The organism is Leifsonia xyli, assembly GCA_001647635.1.
GTDB classification, from domain to species: Bacteria; Actinomycetota; Actinomycetes; order Actinomycetales; family Microbacteriaceae; genus Leifsonia; species Leifsonia xyli_A.
Genome location: CP014761.1, coordinates 1,971,703 through 1,986,101 on the forward strand (window position 1 = coordinate 1,971,703; position 14,399 = coordinate 1,986,101).

The following is a 14,399-nucleotide window of genomic DNA, read 5'->3' on the forward strand; positions in this document are numbered from 1 at the left end:
GCCGCCGTTCAGGGCTCGGACGGGAACGACCGCCGGGCCACCAGTACGATCACCAGGCCCACGAGCACGAGCGCCGCACCTGCGTACGGCAGCCACCCGGCGCCGGGCCCGGCGAGCACCGCGGCGCCGATCGCCGCGCCTCCGCCGATCCCGATGTTCGCCGTCGAGTTGACGAGCGCGCCGACCACCTCCGGGGTCGCGCCGCGGGTGCGGATGGCGGCGGTCTGGAACACCGACGCCACCCCGCCGAATGCGGCGCCCCAGAACGCGGCCGCGGCGAGCGTCCCGCCGAGAGTTGGGAACACGAGCCCCACCGCGACCAGCGCCAGGGTCAGGACGCTCAGCAGCACCAGGACCACGAAGCGCGGCCGCCTGTCGAGCATGGACCCCGCGAACCACGTCCCGAGCAGTCCGACCGCGCCGAGCCCCAGCAGGACCGGGCCGATCCCCGCCTCCGGCAGCCCTGCGCCGAGGAGCAGCACCGACACGAAGGTGTAGACCGTGAACTGCCCCAGGTAGACCACGGCGTTGGCGGTGGACACGATCCCGAGCCGCACGCGACGCGCTCCGACCCCCGCGCCGGTGTGCTCCGTCCCCCCGCCGGGGACCGCCGGCAGCAGAACGAGCACGAACACCACCGTGAGCGCGCACACGCCCGCCAGCACCCCGAAGGCGGCCCGCCAACCGACCGCGTTCCCGAGCGACGTCGAGAGCGGCACACCGAGCACGAATCCCGCCGCCGCACCCGCCGTGACGATGGCGAGCGCCCGCCCCGTGAACGCCGGCCGGACCAGCCGCGAGGCGTAGCCGATGCTGACCGAGAAGAACAGGGCATGGGCGATACCGCCGAAGGCGCGCCCGGCCGCCAGCACTCCGAAGTCCGGCGCCACGGCGACGAGCGCGTTGCTGATCGTGTAGCCCACGATCGTGGAGGTCAGCAGTACCTTGCGCGACACCCGGGCCGTGGACAGCGTCAGCGGCACGGCGAGCACGGCCACCATGAACGCGTACACCGTCACCAGCAGACCGGTCACCGAGTCGCTGACCCCGATGTCGCGCCCGATCGCCGGGAGCACACCGACGGGGAGCATCTCAGTGGTGACCGCGAGGAACGTGGCGACGGTCAGCGCGACGAGTCCGCCGGCGGCCTGGCGGAGGGTCCCGGGATCCCAGGCGGCGGCGGGCATGAGCCGATGCTAGCGGCCGGTGAACCTTTCCCGCTGCCGCCTCGTGTTCCCCATGACGCCTTCGCCGGGTGGAGGCGCGAAGTGGAAGCGGGTAGAGAAATGAGCGACAGCCGTCGGGGCATCCTGGGCCTCCCCTGGGTCATGCGCATCCTGAGCGCGATCCTCCTCGCGGCGGCGGGCGGGATCCACCTGTTCCTGGTCTTCGACGGGGTCGGCGGGATCCTCGGGGTGTTCTTCATCCTCAACGCGATCGCGGGCATCGTGCTCGCCATCGGGATGCTCGTCACGCGCGGCCGGCTCCTGCAAGCGGTCACCGTGCTCGGATTGCTGTTTCTGATCGCGAGCCTCGCCGCCCTGCTGCTCGCTCTCACGGTCGGGCTCTTCGGCATCACCGAGTCGTGGTCGTTCACACTCGTCCCCGAGACGGTGATCGTCGAGTCCATCGGCATCGTGGTGCTGGCGATCGCGTCGGCGATGGTGCTGCGCGCGCGGGCGGTGCGGACGGTTGCCTGAGGGCCTCCTGCGCACCCTCTCCCAACGTCTCAGAACCGCTTGATCCCTCGGTGCCGCGCGTCTACCGTCCTCCGCCGAGCTCGCGTCCCCCAAGCGAGCTGCGATGGAAGAGGTACCGATGTCGATACTGAAGAAGCTGATCGTCACCGCCGCGGCGGCGACCCTCGGGGCGTTCGCGCTCGCCGTTCCCGCGCAGGCGGGCACCGTGTCCGTGTCGCCTCCCGGCGCGAACGACTGGTCGTGCGTGCCGTCGGCCGCTCACCCGTATCCGGTGATCCTGGTGCCCGGCACGTTCGAGAGCATGGCCAAGAACTGGGCCACCATGTCGCCGAAGCTCAAGCAGGCCGGCTACTGCGTGTACGCGCTGGACTACGGCGAGTACAACGGCGTGGCGGCCTCCGGTCCGATCGCGCAGTCCGCTCAGCAGCTCGCACCGTTCGTGGACGCGGTGCTCGCCTCCACGAAGGCCTCGCAGGTCGACATCGTCGGGCACAGCCAGGGCGGGATGATGCCGCGCTACTACCTGGGCTTCCTCGGCGGCGCCAAGAAGGTGCACCAGCTGATCGGCATCGCACCCTCCAATCACGGCACCCGCGGCGTCATCGTCCCGGGCCCGGACGGCCTCCCCGCGCTGACCAGCGCCGACCCGAACGCGTGCCCGGCGTGCGCCGACCAGACGGCCGGGTCCGCCTTCCTGCAGAAGCTGAACTCCATCGGCGACACGGTGAAGGGTCCGAGCTACACCGTCATCTCGACCACGCACGACGAGGTCGTCACGCCCTACCAGAGCCAGGCGCTGGCCGGTTCGGCATCGCAGGTGACGAACCTCGTCATCCAGGACAAGTGTCCCGCCGACCCGATCGAGCACGACCAGACGCCCAACGATCCGGTGGTGCAGCAGCTGGTTCTGCAGGCCCTGAGCGTGCCGAACGGTCCGGCGAATCCGGCGTATCAGCCCAGCTGCGTGTAGCGGCGGGAGCCCCTCACGGCGCGGAATCGGTTCCGGCGCTTTCAAAAACCTTCGGAATCCTTGGTCGGCACGCCTGAATACAAAGCTTTTCGTCGTGCGGCGGATCGTCTACGATTTGCTCACTGACGAAGGAGCCCCGAGTGCCCGAACTGCCCGCTATCCGGTTGACACAGCTGACCAAGCTCTTCGGCTCGGTCTCGGCCGTGGACCACCTGGACCTGGAGATCGCCGCGGGTGAGTTCTTCTCCATGCTGGGCCCGTCCGGGTCCGGCAAGACGACGGTGCTCCGCTGCATCGCCGGATTCGAGCAGCCGACCTCGGGCACGATCGAGCTGTTCGGGCAGGATGTGACGGACAAGCCCGCCGCCTCCCGCCCGGTGAACACCGTGTTCCAGGACTACGCGCTGTTCCCGCACATGAACGTCCTCGAAAACGTCGCCTACGGGCTGCGCGTGCGCGGGGTCGCCCGGGCCGAGCGGCGCCGGCGGGCGATGGATGCGCTCGCCTCCGTCCGCCTCGAGGGCTTCGCCACTCGCAAGCCCTCGCAGCTGTCGGGCGGCCAGCGGCAGCGGGTGGCCCTCGCGCGGGCGACGGTGGTGCAGCCCAAGGCGCTGCTGCTCGACGAGCCGCTCGGCGCCCTCGACCTCAAGCTACGGCAGCAGATGCAGGTCGAGCTCAAGCAGCTGCAGCACGAGCTGGGCATCGCGTTCGTCTTCGTCACGCACGACCAGGATGAGGCGCTGACGCTGTCCGACCGCATCGCCGTGTTCAACAACGGGCGGATCGAGCAGCTGGGGACGCCGCGCGAGCTCTACGAGCACCCGGTCTCCCGCTTCGTCGCGGACTTCGTCGGCACCTCGAACCTGTTCGACCGCGAGCACGCCCAGTCGGTGCTGCGCCGAGAGGGGGAGTTCTCCATCCGGCCGGAGAAGCTCACCCTGAGCACCGTGCCCGACTCCACGGGCTCGCCCACGGCCACCGGGACGCTCGTCGAGTCCGTCTACGCGGGCAACAGCATCCGCCGCGTCGTCGACCTGGATGCCGGACCGCGGATCTCCGTGCTGGAGCACAACGACCGCACGCACCGCGGCGAGCTCGACCGCGGCACCCGCGTGCACGTCTCGTGGAACGACGACGACCTCCGGGAGCTGGCGGGCGCCGCCCCGGACACCGCAGACGTACCTCCCAGCAGAGGTGAAGAAGAGAGGCAAGAATCATGATCCGTTCAACGAAGCGCGTCATGCGCCCGGCCGCCGCACTCGCGGCCGCGTCTGCGGCCCTTCTGGTGCTGGCCGCGTGCTCCAGCGGCGGCTCGAGTGGAGGCGGTTCCGCGTCCGTGCCGAACGTCCCGATGGCGAAGAAGCTCGGCGCCAACGAGGGACAGCTGAACATCATCGTCTGGGCGGGTTACGCCGAGGACGGCAGCAACGACCCGAGCGTCGACTGGGTCACGCCGTTCGAGAAGCAGACGGGCTGCCAGGTCAACGCGAAGGTCGCAGGCACGTCCGACGAGATGGTGCAGCTGATGCGCACCGGCGGGTACGACGGCGTCTCGGCGTCGGGTGACGCCACCCTCCGCCTCGTCTACGGCGGTCAGGTCGCCCCGGTGAACACGAAGCTGGTGCCGAACTACGCGACGATCTCCGACTTCCTCAAGAAGAAGGCCTGGAACTCGGTCGACGGGCAGATGTACGGCATCCCCCACGGCTGGGGCGCGAACGTGCTGATGTACAACAAGGCCACCGTCACGCCCGCCCCGGACTCGTGGTCGGCCGTGTTCGACGACGCATCGAAGTACGCCGGCAAGGTCACCGCGTACGACTCCCCGATCTACATCGCCGACGCTGCCCTCTACCTGATGGCGCATGATAAGTCGCTCGAAATCAAGGACCCGTACTCGCTCACCGAGAAGCAGCTGGATGCCGCGGTCGACCTGCTGAAGAAGCAGAAGGCCAACATCGGTGAGTACTGGTCCGACTACACCAAGTCGGTGCAGTCGTTCGAGTCGGGCAGCAGCGAGGTCGGGACGTCCTGGCAGGTGATCGCCAACCTCATCCAGAGCGACGGCAAGGTCCAGGTGGGCACGACCGTCCCCAAGGAGGGCTCGACCGGGTGGTCGGACACCTGGATGATCTCGTCGAAGGCGAAGCACCCGAACTGCATGTACCGGTGGATGGACTGGATCACGTCCCCGAAGACGAACGCCCAGGTCGCCGAGTGGTTCGGTGAGGCGCCGGCGCAGACCAAGGCGTGCGACGAGACGACCGACCCGTCCTTCTGCACCACCTACCACGCGACCGACGCCGACTACGCGTCCAAGATCCACTACTGGACGACGCCGCAGAAGAAGTGCGTGGACGGCAGCGGGACGAACTGCACCGCCTACAGCGAGTGGGTCAACAAGTGGCAGGAGATCAAGGGATGAGGGCTCGCCTGAGCCTCGTGCTCGGGCCGCCCCTTCTCTGGCTCGTCGTCATCTATCTGGGCTCGATCGCCGTCCTGCTGGTCTCCTCCTTCTGGACGGTGGACGGGTTCACGGGTGCGGTCGTCCCGACGTTCACGCTGGAGAACTACGCGACGCTGTTCACGGATCCGCTCTACGGCACCGTCGCGCTGCGAACGCTCCTGGTGTCGCTCGGGGTGACGCTCATCGACGCCGTGATCGCCTTCCCGATCGCGCTGTACATCGCGAAGGTGGCCAAGCCGAGCCGTCGCGCCCTCTACCTGGTGGCGGTGACGACGCCGCTGTGGGCGAGCTACCTGGTGAAGGCGTACGCCTGGCGCATCCTCGTGGAGCCGGGCGGGCCCATCGCGGTCGCGACCGGCGGCTACACACCCGGGTTCGGGCTGCCGGCGACGATCATGACGCTGGCCTACCTGTGGCTGCCGTACATGATCATCCCCGTCTACGCCGGCTTCGACCGGGTGCCGGACTCGCTGTTCGAGGCGAGCTACGACCTGGGCGCGTCCACCTGGCGGACGATCCGCACGGTCGCTTTCCCGCTGGTGTTCCCGGCGATCGTTGCCGGCTCGATCTTCACGTTCGCCCTCAGCTTCGGCGATTACATCGCGGTCGGGATCGTCGGCGGCAAGACGCAGCTGCTCGCCAACCTCATCTACGGGCAGCTCGTCACGGCGAACAATCAACCGCTGGCGGCGGCGCTGTCCGTCATACCGCTCGTGGCGGTCGTGCTGTATCTGCTCGCGGTCCGCCGCACCGGTGCATTGGAGAACGTATGAAGCTCTTGTCGACACCGGCCCGGATCATCACCGGGGTCTGCATGCTGCTCGGCCTGGTGATCCTCTACGTGCCGCTGCTCCTGATCGTGCTCAACTCGTTCAACAGCTCGCGCACGTTCTCCTTCCCGCCTCCCGGCTTCACGCTGCAGTGGTGGGAGGACGCGTTCCACTCGCGCGGCGCGGCGGATGCGCTGGCCACCTCGGTGCTCTGCGGGCTGTGCGCGGCGGCCATCGCCCTGGTGCTCGGGACGATGGCCGCGTTCGCGGTGCAGCGCTTCCAGTTCTTCGGGCGGCAGAGCATCAACTTCCTGGTCGTCCTGCCCATCACGCTGCCCGGCATCGTGACGGGCATCGCGCTCGCGTCGACGTTCACCACCGTCCTCGGGCCGCTCGGCGTGACCCTGGGGATCGCGACGGTGATCATCGGTCACGCCACCTTCTGCATCGTGATCGTCTACAACAACGTGCAGGCGCGGCTGCGGCGGATGGGCAGCTCTCTCGAGGAGGCGTCGGGCGACCTCGGGGCGCGCGGGTGGCAGACGTTCCTGTGGGTGACGCTGCCGCAGGTCCGCGGCGCCCTCGCCGCCGGCGTGCTGCTCGCCTTCGCGCTGAGCTTCGACGAGATCGTGGTCACGACCTTCACCGCGGGACCGGCCGTGCAGACGCTCCCGATCTGGATCTTCCAGAACCTCTTCCGGCCGAATCAGGCACCGGTGGTGAACGTGGTGGCGGCTGTGCTGACGATCCTCGCGATCATCCCGGTGTGGTTGTCGCAGCGGCTGGCGGGGACTCGGTCACGAGCCGGGTGTGAGGGGCGCGGGACGCGCGAACAGGTTCACCACGTTGCCATCCGGGTCGCGCACGAGCGCGGAGCGGTTGCCCCACGGCATCGTGGTCGGCGGCAGGACGACGTCCGCCTCCGCCACTCCGAGCCGCTCGAACTCGGCGTCGACGTCGTGCACCTCGAACTCGACGATGACCGAGCGGTTCGCCGCAGGGCCGACAGCGCCGTCGAGCATCGCCACGGTGGCGGTGCTCGCGATGGCGAGCGTGGCGCCCTCTCCCGCGAACTGGGCGAAGACGGGCGCAGGCCGCTCGGCGGGCCGGTCGAGCACGCGCTCGTAGAACGCGGCGAGGCGCTCGACGTCTTCGGTGACGATGCGGATGGATGCGAACGACATGACGATCTCCTGACTGACGGTGCGCCGGCGCTCGGCGACGTCTGCAGCCTGCACGAGTGCGGCGACACCGTCCTGTCGGTGTTTCTGCAGGTGGTCAGCGCAGCTCGTCGACGACCGGGCGCAGGGTGCCGAACGGGATGTCCAGGTCCTCGCGGCTCAGCGTGCGTCGCGGCGGCCGCTCGTCCGTCAGCTCGATCGAGACGATACGGTCGCCGCGGAACGCGCGCACCCCATCCCGCAACCGGCACCATCCGATGAGGTACCAGGTGTCGCCCTTCACGATCGAGCCCAGCGGTTCGACGTCCCGGCTGCTCGCCTGGCCGGCGCGGTCGCGGTAGCCGAGGCGGATGACGCGGTCGGAGCGCAGCGACGCGGCCAGCTCCGGGACGACCGGCGCCCGCTCCTCCTCGGGTTCGAGCAGGTGGATGCGAGAGGCGGCGACGGTCGCCCGCCGCGCCTCCTCGTCGGGCATCACGGCCAGGATCTTCCGCATGGCCGTCGTCGCGGCCGACCCGAGCGGGCCGCCCCGAAGCCGCCCCAGGCCGACGAGGAGCGCCAGCGCCTCGTCGGCGGTGAAGCTCGCCGGAGGCAGCGTGGCCGCGGCGTCGAGCGTGAACCCGCCGGCGCGGCCGCTCTCCGCCCAGATCGGCACCCCAGCCTCCTGGAGCGCCGCGAGGTCGCGCTCGATGGTGCGGGTGGACACGGCGAACCGCTCCGCGAGCCAGCGCGCGCTGCGCATCCGGGGCGCCACCCCGCGGAGCTCCTCGACGAGGGCGTACAGGCGGTCGGTGCGGTTCACACCCCTATCCTGTCCGCCACCGCCGACGCCGTCACGCCGCCGATCGGTCCGGAACGGCCCGGCGGCGCAGCGCGGCGTCCACGATCGGGGGCGTGTTGTACTCCTGGTCCATCCGGCCGACGCCGGTTCCGGGCGGGACGATCTCGTCGATGCGGTCGAGGAGGTCGTCGGTGAGCTCGACATCGGCGGCCGCGAGGAGGTCCTCCAGCTGCTCCGGGGTGCGCGGGCCGATCAGCGCGGCGGTCACACCGGGATGCGCGATGACGAAGGCGAGGGCGAGATGCGTGAGGGGGAGACCGGCCTCCTCGGCGAGCGGGAGGAACCTCTCCACCGCATCGATGCGACGCTCGTCGCGCAGGGCGGCGAACAGCTGCGTGCGGCGGAGGTCGCTCTCCTGCCCGCGGCGGACACGACCGGTCAGCATCCCGCTCGCCAGCGGGCTCCAGATGACGGTGCCCATGCCGTACTTCTGCGCCATCGGGAGAATCTCCCGCTCGATGCCGCGATCCAGGAGCGAGTAGTGCGGCTGCTCGACGCGGAACCGCTCCAGGCCCCTACGCTCGGCCACCCACTGCGCCTCGACGATCTCGGACGCGGGCATGTCGGACGACCCGATCGCGCGGACCTTCCCGCTGCGCACCAGGTCCGTCAGGGCCGAGAGGGTCTCCTCGACGTCCGTCTCCGGGTCCGGGCGGTGCATCTGGTAGAGGTCGAGGTGGTCGGTCTGGAGGCGGCGCAGCGAGTTCTCGACGGCGGTCATGATCCAGCGGCGCGACCCGCCGCGGTGGTTCGGGTCGTCTCCGATCGGGCGCGCGAACTTGGACGCGAGCACGACGTCGTCGCGCCGACCCTTCAGCGCGCGGCCCACCATCTGCTCGGAGTCGCCGTAGGCGTCGGCAGTGTCGACCAGGTTGATGCCGGCGTCGAGGGCGCGGCCCATCATCCGGTCGACCTCGTCCTGGTCGCTGTTGCCGAACGAGCTGAACATCATCGCGCCGAGCGCGAAGGGCGAGACGTGGATGCCGGTGCGGCCGAGCGGGCGGTACTTCATGTGGTCCTCCATCCGGTGTTCACGCTGCGGACGCGGTAGGCTCGACTAAGCGGAACACTCGTCCGTAACTATACGGAACGTTGTTCCGTTTGTCACCAAGGAGTTTCATGTCCATCGCCGAGGAGGCCGCCGAGCCGAGGCGCAAGCGCGCCGACGCGGTGCGGAACACCGAGGCGGTGCTGGAGGCCGCGAAGGCGGCGTTCGCCGAGCTCGGCGTGGACGCGCCCATGCGCGAGATCAGCGCCCGCGCCGGCGTGGGCGTCGGCACGATCTACCGCAACTACCCGCAGCGCTCCGACCTGATCATCGCGGTGTTCCGGCGCGAACTGGAGGCGACGGCCGCCGAGGCGGAACGGCTCGGCGCCGAGTACCCGCCAGCGGAGGCGCTGCGCCGTTGGGCCGAGAGCCTCGGACGCTTCGTGGCGACCAAGCGGGGCTTCGCCAGCGCGCTGCACTCCGGCGACCCGGCCTACGCGCCGCTGCCCGGCCAGTTCCTGGGCGTGCTCGCCCCGAAGGTGCAGCAGATCCTCGACGCGGGCGCCGCGGACGGCTCCATCCGGCCGGACGTGAAGGCCGAGGACCTCATCCACGCGCTGAGCCGCCTCGCGGACGACCACCCCGGCGACGCCGACGGCCGGGCAGGCCGGATGATCGGGATCCTGCTGGACGGGCTGATCACGCCGCCTGCTCGCTGAGCCCGTCTCTGATGGCGCCGACGATGCCCGCCGCGAGGATCAGCACCCCGACACCGACCACCGCGAAGCCCATCCACAGGCCCGAGTAGTCCGGCACGATCGCGTGCTGCGTGTACTGCGCATAGACGTGGACCGGCAGGGTCGGCATGGGCTGCGGGCGTTGGGCGTACTGGTCGGCCGCGGTCTTCGCGGCCTGGACCCACGCGACGCCGGCGATGACCGCCAGCGAGCCGACCAGGATCAACCACGCGAGGTACGGTCGTCGACGTCGGTCCGCATCCCGAGGCTCACGCATGGGGAGACCCTAGCGGGCGCGGTCCTCTCGCCGCCAGAGCCGCGCGTCGACGTGCTCGCGGCCGAGACCCAGGCCGATGAACCGCGCAGCGAGCGGCCGGATGAGCGGCGACAGCACCCGCAGCGTCCGCAGCGCCCAGCGCGCAGCGATCCGGTGCCCCCGCCGCTGCCTCGCGATCGCGTTCTGGCCGATCCGCTGCACTCGTTGCATCGTCGCGACCGGCTTCTCGCGCCGCTTCTGCACCGCGGCCAGCGTGTCGGACGGTGCGAAGCCGAAGCGCAGATCGCCGCCGATCGCGTTGGCGAGGGCGACGGCATCCTGGATCGCGTAGTTCACGCCGACGCCGAACATCGGCGACATGGCATGCGCCGCATCCCCGATCGCGATGAAGCCCGGACGCCACCAGCGCGGGAGGCGGTTGATCTGAACCGACAGCAGCTTGATCTGGTCCCAGTCGGCGAGGGTGTCGACCACCGGTCGCAGGAGCGGCGCCGCGCCGACGATGCGTGCGCGGAGGTCGGCAAGCCCCGCCGAGCGCAGTTCGTCGTAGCCGCCCTTCCGGATCACCATGCCCGACTGATAGTTCGTTCCGCGGTCGATGGTCAGCACCATGCCTTCGGACGAGAGGTATGCCAGGGTCGGCGGGGGCGGGTCGGCCGGCTTCGGCAGGTCGAACCAGAGCACGTCGATCGCGGAGCCGAACTCGTCCGGCACGAAGCCCGCGGAATCCCGCAGAACCGAGCTCCGCCCGTCCGCGGCGACGGTCAGCGTCGCCCGGAACTCGAGCTCGCCTTCGGGCCCGGTCGCCCGCAGGCCGCGGACGGCGCCACCCTCGACGGTGAGGCCGATCGCCTCGGTGCTCATGCGCAGGTCAAAACCTGGGAATGCCGCGGCCTCGTCGGCGAGGAAGTTCAGGAAGTCCCACTGGGGCGCGAGAACGAGGAAGTCGTTCGGCTTCGGCAGCGTGCGGAAGTCCACCAAGGTCATGCGGTGGCCGTCGACGACCGCGTCCAGGCTCGGGATGCGGTTGACCGGCAGCCGAAGGAAGCGCTCGCGCAGCCCCAGCTCGCCGAGAAGGCCGATGGTGGCCGGATGGATGGTGTCGCCGCGGAAGTCGCGGAAGAAGTCGGCATGCTTCTCCAGCACGGTCACGCGCAGGCCGGCGCGGGCCAGCAGGTATCCCAGCACCATCCCCGCCGGGCCGCCGCCCGCGATCACGCAGTCGCGTTCGATCGTCGTCGTCGTCACATCCACCTCCGCAGGCCTTATGACAAGAATGGACCCATGACGAGCGCACGCGTGACCGGTGTCAACCGAGCGGCCGAGCACCGCTTCTCGAAGAGCGCCGAGGACGCCATCACGCTCATCGCCGGGCTCGGAGTGGAAGGGGATGCGCACTTCGGTGAGACGGTGCAGCACATGTCCCGGGTGCGGAGGGATCCGACGCAGCCGAACCTGCGCCAGGTCCACCTCATCCACTCGGAGCTGTTCGACGAGGTGACGGCCGCCGTGGAGCCGGGGCAGCTGGGCGAGAACGTCACGACCTCGGGCCTCGCGATCCTCGACCTGCCGCGCGGCACCCGGCTGCGCCTGGGCGACGACGCGGTCGTCGAGCTGACCGGACTGCGGAACCCGTGCGTGCAGATCGACCGCTTCCGGCCGGGGCTGTTGAAGGAGGTCGTCGGGGTGGACGCCGCCGGTGAGGTCGTCCGGAAGGCCGGGGTCATGGCCGTCGTGCTCGCGGGCGGTGTCGTCAAGCCGGGGGATGCGATCGAGGTGACGCTTCCCGACGGGCCGTTCGTGGCGCTGGCGCCCGTCTGACGTCAGGCGACGGGACCCTGGGCCAGCGTGACGTCGGCGGTGTGGGAGGAGCCTGCGGCATCCGTCCACGAGACGCTGACGGTCTGACCCGGCTTCTGCGCGGCGAGGGCGGCGGTCAGGTCCTGCGCGGAGCCGATCGTCGTGCCACCGAGGGCGGTGATCGTGTCGCCGGCGGTCAGTCCGGCCGCGGCCGCCGGGCCGCCGTCGATGACGCCGGAGACGGTCGCACCCGCGGTGCCGGTCGACCCGTACGCGTAGCCGTATCCCGCCGCGGACTCCTCGGCCGCGGAGGCGACTTCGATCCCGAGGAACGCCGGATACCCGATGGTCACGGTCGCCGACGCCTGGCCGGACTCGATCTGGGCGGCGATCGCGAGAGCGTCCTCGATCGGGATGGCGTAGCCCGCGGTCGTCGCACCGCCCTCGGCGGCGGCGGTGTCGATGCCGATGACCTGGTCGGCCGCGTCGAAGAGGGGCCCACCGGAGTCGCCGGCCTGGATGTCGGCATCCGTCTGGATGAGGCCGTGCAGCGTCTCGGAAGCCGCCGTCTGCTCGGCCCGGGTGGTGATCGACTGCTCCAGTGCGGTCACCGTTCCCGGCGACGCGGAGGGTGTTCCGCCGGTTCCGCCCGCGTTGCCGACACCCGTCACCGCCTCGCCGACCGCCGTGTCGCCTGCGGTGTCGAGGTGCGCGGTCTGGAGGCCGGACGCACCGGTCAGCTGCAGGACTGCGACATCATCGGTCGCGTCGGTGCCGACCACGGCGGCGGTGTAGACCGCGCCGGTGGAGACGACGGTGACGCTGATGCTGGTCGCGCCCTCCACGACGTGGTTGTTCGTCAGGATCTCCCCGCTCGACGTGAGCACGATGCCCGTCCCGGCGCTCTCCGCCTGGTCGTAGGTCAGCTGGGAGGTGATGTCCACGACGCCGATCTCCTGCGCGGCGCTGGCCGAGCCGAGGGTGCTGGTCGCGGTGGAGCCGGAGGACGACCCGCCGGACCCGTAGCCGTATCCCGACCCGTAGCCTCCGAGTCCCAGCGCTGTGTGGATGTCGGGCGACGCGCTCACGGACGCCACAGCCGAGGAACCGGCCGCGGAGGCGGAGACCGCCACACCGAACGCCGATCCGGCGACGACCGTCGCCGCGACGGCTGCGGACAGGCCGATCCGGAGACGGCGGCGATTCGTGGTGGCGTTCATGGCGGTCCTCTCGCTGGGGTGGATGAGGACAGCACACCGCGGGCGGTTCGGAGGCCGGCAAGCGAGGGTTATGTCCCAGCCGTGAGAACGCCAGAGACTCCTATGAGAACTCCGAGCGATTGCTCCGAGCAGGTACGTCAGACGACGTTCCCCGCCGCAGCGGCACCGGGTCGAGCCGCACCCACACGACGCTGACCAGCCCGCCGACCAGGTCGACGGCGATCGACGCGGTCCGGCGGCCGTCACGCGAGAGGAGCAGGCCGGGGCTGCCGTTCACCGGGCGCTCGGCCACCTCGAGCCCGCGCTGCGCGCCGAGGCCGTGCGCAAGGAGGAGGGACGCATCCTCCACTCCCCGCACCACGCGCACCTTCGCGCGCTCGGGCTCGCCGGAGTCGACGACGACCGACACGTCCGGGTCGAGCAGCGCGCGGACGCGTCGCAGATCGCGGGCGGACGCGGCGGCGCGCAGCGCGGAGACGGCGCGGCGGCCGGACCGCAGCTGCGGGAGCCGACGGGTGTCGGACATGACGATCTCCTGTCGTGAAGGGGGTCCGGCGGCGGATGGGACCAGCCGTGGTCTGCTTGGCGTCTGTCCCCGGGGAGAGGGACCGCCTGAAACCCGGTGTTTCCGCTCTTACCTCACGGCTGGGCCGGACCCACGGCTCAGTGCGTGACCGCCGCCTGCGCGTCCAGCCACTGCTCGAACGTGGTCGGGAACACCTCCGCGTCCGGCCCGGGCAGCAGCTCCCGGTCGGTCAGGTGCGCGCCGAAGTACCGGGCGTCGTGGTCCGCGACGACATGGCGCCCGTCACCACGCGCTGCGAGCCCGCGCTCGATCAGGTCGGTGAGCAGGAACTCCTCCGGGCCGCTCACCTCGAGCACGCCGTTCAGCGGGTCGCGCGCGGCCGTGCGCGCGACGGCGGTCGCGACGTCCTCGGCGGCGATCGGCTTGATCGACACCGGCGCGAGGCGCACGATCTCACCGTCCGTCGCGGCATCGGCGATCGACGTGACGAACTCGTAGAACTGGGTGGCGTGCACCAGCGAGAACGGGATGCCGGACTCGCGGATCAACTGCTCCTGCGCGACCTTCGCCCGCATGTAGCCGCTGTCCGTCATCCGCTCCGTCCCGACGACCGAGAGCGCGACATGGTGGTGGACGCCCGCCGCGTGCTCCGCGGCGAGCAGCGTGTTGGTGGAGGTGACGAAGAAGTCCATCACGGCCTTCTCCTCGAATGATGGCGAGTTGGAGACGTCGACGACGACATCGGCGCCGGCGAGCGCCGCATCCACTCCTTCACCGGTGAGCGTGTTCACGCCCGAGTTCGGCGAGGCGGCGACCGCCTCGTGGCCGTGGGCGGTCAGCTTCGCGACCACCTTCGATCCGATCAGGCCGGTTCCGCCGATGACGACGATCTTCATGTCCCTGTCTCCTTGGCTCTGGTGAC

Annotated in this window: 17 protein-coding genes; 7 read left to right on the plus strand and 10 right to left on the minus strand. The window is 70.5% G+C overall.

Going from position 1 to position 14,399, the window contains the following annotated elements; all coding sequences use genetic code 11:
• Positions 1 to 8: 8 nt before the first annotated feature.
• Complete coding sequence (locus tag A0130_09620) at positions 9 to 1,187, minus strand: transporter (protein ID ANF31897.1); 1,179 nt, start codon at positions 1,185 to 1,187, stop codon at positions 9 to 11.
• A 99-nt stretch (positions 1,188 to 1,286) separates the two neighbouring features.
• Here A0130_09620 and A0130_09625 point away from each other — a divergent pair, with 99 nt between their 5' ends.
• The 5 genes from A0130_09625 (at position 1,287) to A0130_09645 (ending at position 5,910) form a co-directional block, all read left to right on the plus strand.
• Positions 1,287 to 1,700, plus strand: coding sequence for a hypothetical protein (locus A0130_09625; GenBank protein ID ANF31898.1), 414 nt, complete (start codon positions 1,287 to 1,289; stop codon positions 1,698 to 1,700).
• Positions 1,701 to 1,818: 118 nt separating this feature from the next.
• The gene (locus A0130_09630; protein ID ANF31899.1) at positions 1,819 to 2,670 is read left to right on the plus strand and encodes a lipase; all 852 of its coding nucleotides are present in this window, start codon (positions 1,819 to 1,821) and stop codon (positions 2,668 to 2,670) included.
• Positions 2,671 to 2,783: 113 nt separating this feature from the next.
• A complete protein-coding gene (locus A0130_09635; GenBank protein ID ANF31900.1) occupies positions 2,784 to 3,890 on the plus strand; it encodes a spermidine/putrescine ABC transporter ATP-binding protein in 1,107 nt (368 codons plus the stop codon).
• Positions 3,887 to 5,095: a spermidine/putrescine ABC transporter substrate-binding protein gene (locus tag A0130_09640; protein ID ANF31901.1), complete on the plus strand. Its 1,209-nt coding sequence runs from the start codon at positions 3,887 to 3,889 to the stop codon at positions 5,093 to 5,095. Before A0130_09635 ends, A0130_09640 begins: the two co-directional genes overlap by 4 nt.
• Positions 5,074 to 5,910: a spermidine/putrescine ABC transporter permease gene (locus A0130_09645; GenBank protein ANF31902.1), complete on the plus strand. Its 837-nt coding sequence runs from the start codon at positions 5,074 to 5,076 to the stop codon at positions 5,908 to 5,910. Before A0130_09640 ends, A0130_09645 begins: the two co-directional genes overlap by 22 nt.
• A gap of 64 nt (positions 5,911 to 5,974) precedes the next feature.
• Here the strand turns inward: A0130_09645 and A0130_09650 are convergent, their stop codons facing one another.
• The 4 genes from A0130_09650 to A0130_09665 all read right to left on the minus strand — a co-directional run bounded on the left by A0130_09650 (position 5,975) and on the right by A0130_09665 (position 8,941).
• Entirely contained in the window at positions 5,975 to 6,334 is a 360-nt protein-coding gene (locus A0130_09650) for a hypothetical protein (protein ID ANF31903.1), read from the minus strand.
• A 370-nt stretch (positions 6,335 to 6,704) separates the two neighbouring features.
• Positions 6,705 to 7,091, minus strand: a complete 387-nt coding sequence (locus tag A0130_09655) for a glyoxalase (GenBank protein ID ANF33379.1) — start codon at positions 7,089 to 7,091, stop codon at positions 6,705 to 6,707.
• A gap of 94 nt (positions 7,092 to 7,185) precedes the next feature.
• Positions 7,186 to 7,890, minus strand: coding sequence for a transcriptional regulator (locus A0130_09660; GenBank protein ANF31904.1), 705 nt, complete (start codon positions 7,888 to 7,890; stop codon positions 7,186 to 7,188).
• Between the two features lie 31 nt (positions 7,891 to 7,921).
• Positions 7,922 to 8,941, minus strand: coding sequence for an aldo/keto reductase (locus tag A0130_09665; GenBank protein ID ANF31905.1), 1,020 nt, complete (start codon positions 8,939 to 8,941; stop codon positions 7,922 to 7,924).
• 107 nt (positions 8,942 to 9,048) lie between these two features.
• On the opposite strand from A0130_09665, the gene A0130_09670 reads away from it, so the two are divergent.
• Complete coding sequence (locus A0130_09670; GenBank protein ANF31906.1) at positions 9,049 to 9,636, plus strand: TetR family transcriptional regulator; 588 nt, start codon at positions 9,049 to 9,051, stop codon at positions 9,634 to 9,636.
• On the opposite strand, the gene A0130_09675 is transcribed toward A0130_09670, so the two are convergent.
• A complete protein-coding gene (locus A0130_09675) occupies positions 9,617 to 9,931 on the minus strand; it encodes a hypothetical protein (protein ID ANF31907.1) in 315 nt (104 codons plus the stop codon). The genes A0130_09670 and A0130_09675 overlap by 20 nt on opposite strands.
• 9 nt (positions 9,932 to 9,940) lie before the next feature.
• On the minus strand, positions 9,941 to 11,122 hold the full coding sequence (locus A0130_09680) for a monooxygenase (GenBank protein ID ANF33380.1): 1,182 nt from the start codon (positions 11,120 to 11,122) through the stop codon (positions 9,941 to 9,943).
• A 93-nt stretch (positions 11,123 to 11,215) separates the two neighbouring features.
• On the opposite strand from A0130_09680, the gene A0130_09685 reads away from it, so the two are divergent.
• Complete coding sequence (locus A0130_09685) at positions 11,216 to 11,752, plus strand: molybdenum cofactor biosysynthesis protein (protein ID ANF31908.1); 537 nt, start codon at positions 11,216 to 11,218, stop codon at positions 11,750 to 11,752.
• Between the two features lie 2 nt (positions 11,753 to 11,754).
• Here the strand turns inward: A0130_09685 and A0130_09690 are convergent, their stop codons facing one another.
• The 3 genes from A0130_09690 to A0130_09700 form a co-directional block, all read right to left on the minus strand.
• Entirely contained in the window at positions 11,755 to 12,951 is a 1,197-nt protein-coding gene (locus tag A0130_09690) for a hypothetical protein (GenBank protein ANF31909.1), read from the minus strand.
• Positions 12,952 to 13,051: 100 nt separating this feature from the next.
• Positions 13,052 to 13,477, minus strand: a complete 426-nt coding sequence (locus A0130_09695; protein ANF31910.1) for a hypothetical protein — start codon at positions 13,475 to 13,477, stop codon at positions 13,052 to 13,054.
• Positions 13,478 to 13,614: 137 nt separating this feature from the next.
• On the minus strand, positions 13,615 to 14,373 hold the full coding sequence (locus A0130_09700; GenBank protein ID ANF31911.1) for an NmrA family transcriptional regulator: 759 nt from the start codon (positions 14,371 to 14,373) through the stop codon (positions 13,615 to 13,617).
• Positions 14,374 to 14,399: the final 26 nt, after the last annotated feature.

What these genes read in the sequence shown, in the direction of transcription:
- A0130_09675 (ANF31907.1), bottom strand. Translation starts at nt 9,931, where the DNA reads ATGCGTGAGCCTCGGGATGCGGACCGACGTCGACGACCGTACCTCGCG.
- A0130_09685 (ANF31908.1), top strand. Translation starts at nt 11,216, where the DNA reads ATGACGAGCGCACGCGTGACCGGTGTCAACCGAGCGGCCGAGCACCGC.
- A0130_09640 (ANF31901.1), top strand. Translation starts at nt 3,887, where the DNA reads ATGATCCGTTCAACGAAGCGCGTCATGCGCCCGGCCGCCGCACTCGCG.
- A0130_09695 (ANF31910.1), bottom strand. Translation starts at nt 13,477, where the DNA reads ATGTCCGACACCCGTCGGCTCCCGCAGCTGCGGTCCGGCCGCCGCGCC.
- A0130_09655 (ANF33379.1), bottom strand. Translation starts at nt 7,091, where the DNA reads ATGTCGTTCGCATCCATCCGCATCGTCACCGAAGACGTCGAGCGCCTC.
- A0130_09680 (ANF33380.1), bottom strand. Translation starts at nt 11,122, where the DNA reads ATGGTGCTGGGATACCTGCTGGCCCGCGCCGGCCTGCGCGTGACCGTG.
- A0130_09625 (ANF31898.1), top strand. Translation starts at nt 1,287, where the DNA reads ATGAGCGACAGCCGTCGGGGCATCCTGGGCCTCCCCTGGGTCATGCGC.
- A0130_09630 (ANF31899.1), top strand. Translation starts at nt 1,819, where the DNA reads ATGTCGATACTGAAGAAGCTGATCGTCACCGCCGCGGCGGCGACCCTC.
- A0130_09620 (ANF31897.1), bottom strand. Translation starts at nt 1,187, where the DNA reads ATGCCCGCCGCCGCCTGGGATCCCGGGACCCTCCGCCAGGCCGCCGGC.
- A0130_09650 (ANF31903.1), bottom strand. Translation starts at nt 6,334, where the DNA reads ATGATCACCGTCGCGATCCCCAGGGTCACGCCGAGCGGCCCGAGGACG.
- A0130_09665 (ANF31905.1), bottom strand. Translation starts at nt 8,941, where the DNA reads ATGAAGTACCGCCCGCTCGGCCGCACCGGCATCCACGTCTCGCCCTTC.
- A0130_09700 (ANF31911.1), bottom strand. Translation starts at nt 14,373, where the DNA reads ATGAAGATCGTCGTCATCGGCGGAACCGGCCTGATCGGATCGAAGGTG.
- A0130_09690 (ANF31909.1), bottom strand. Translation starts at nt 12,951, where the DNA reads ATGAACGCCACCACGAATCGCCGCCGTCTCCGGATCGGCCTGTCCGCA.
- A0130_09670 (ANF31906.1), top strand. Translation starts at nt 9,049, where the DNA reads ATGTCCATCGCCGAGGAGGCCGCCGAGCCGAGGCGCAAGCGCGCCGAC.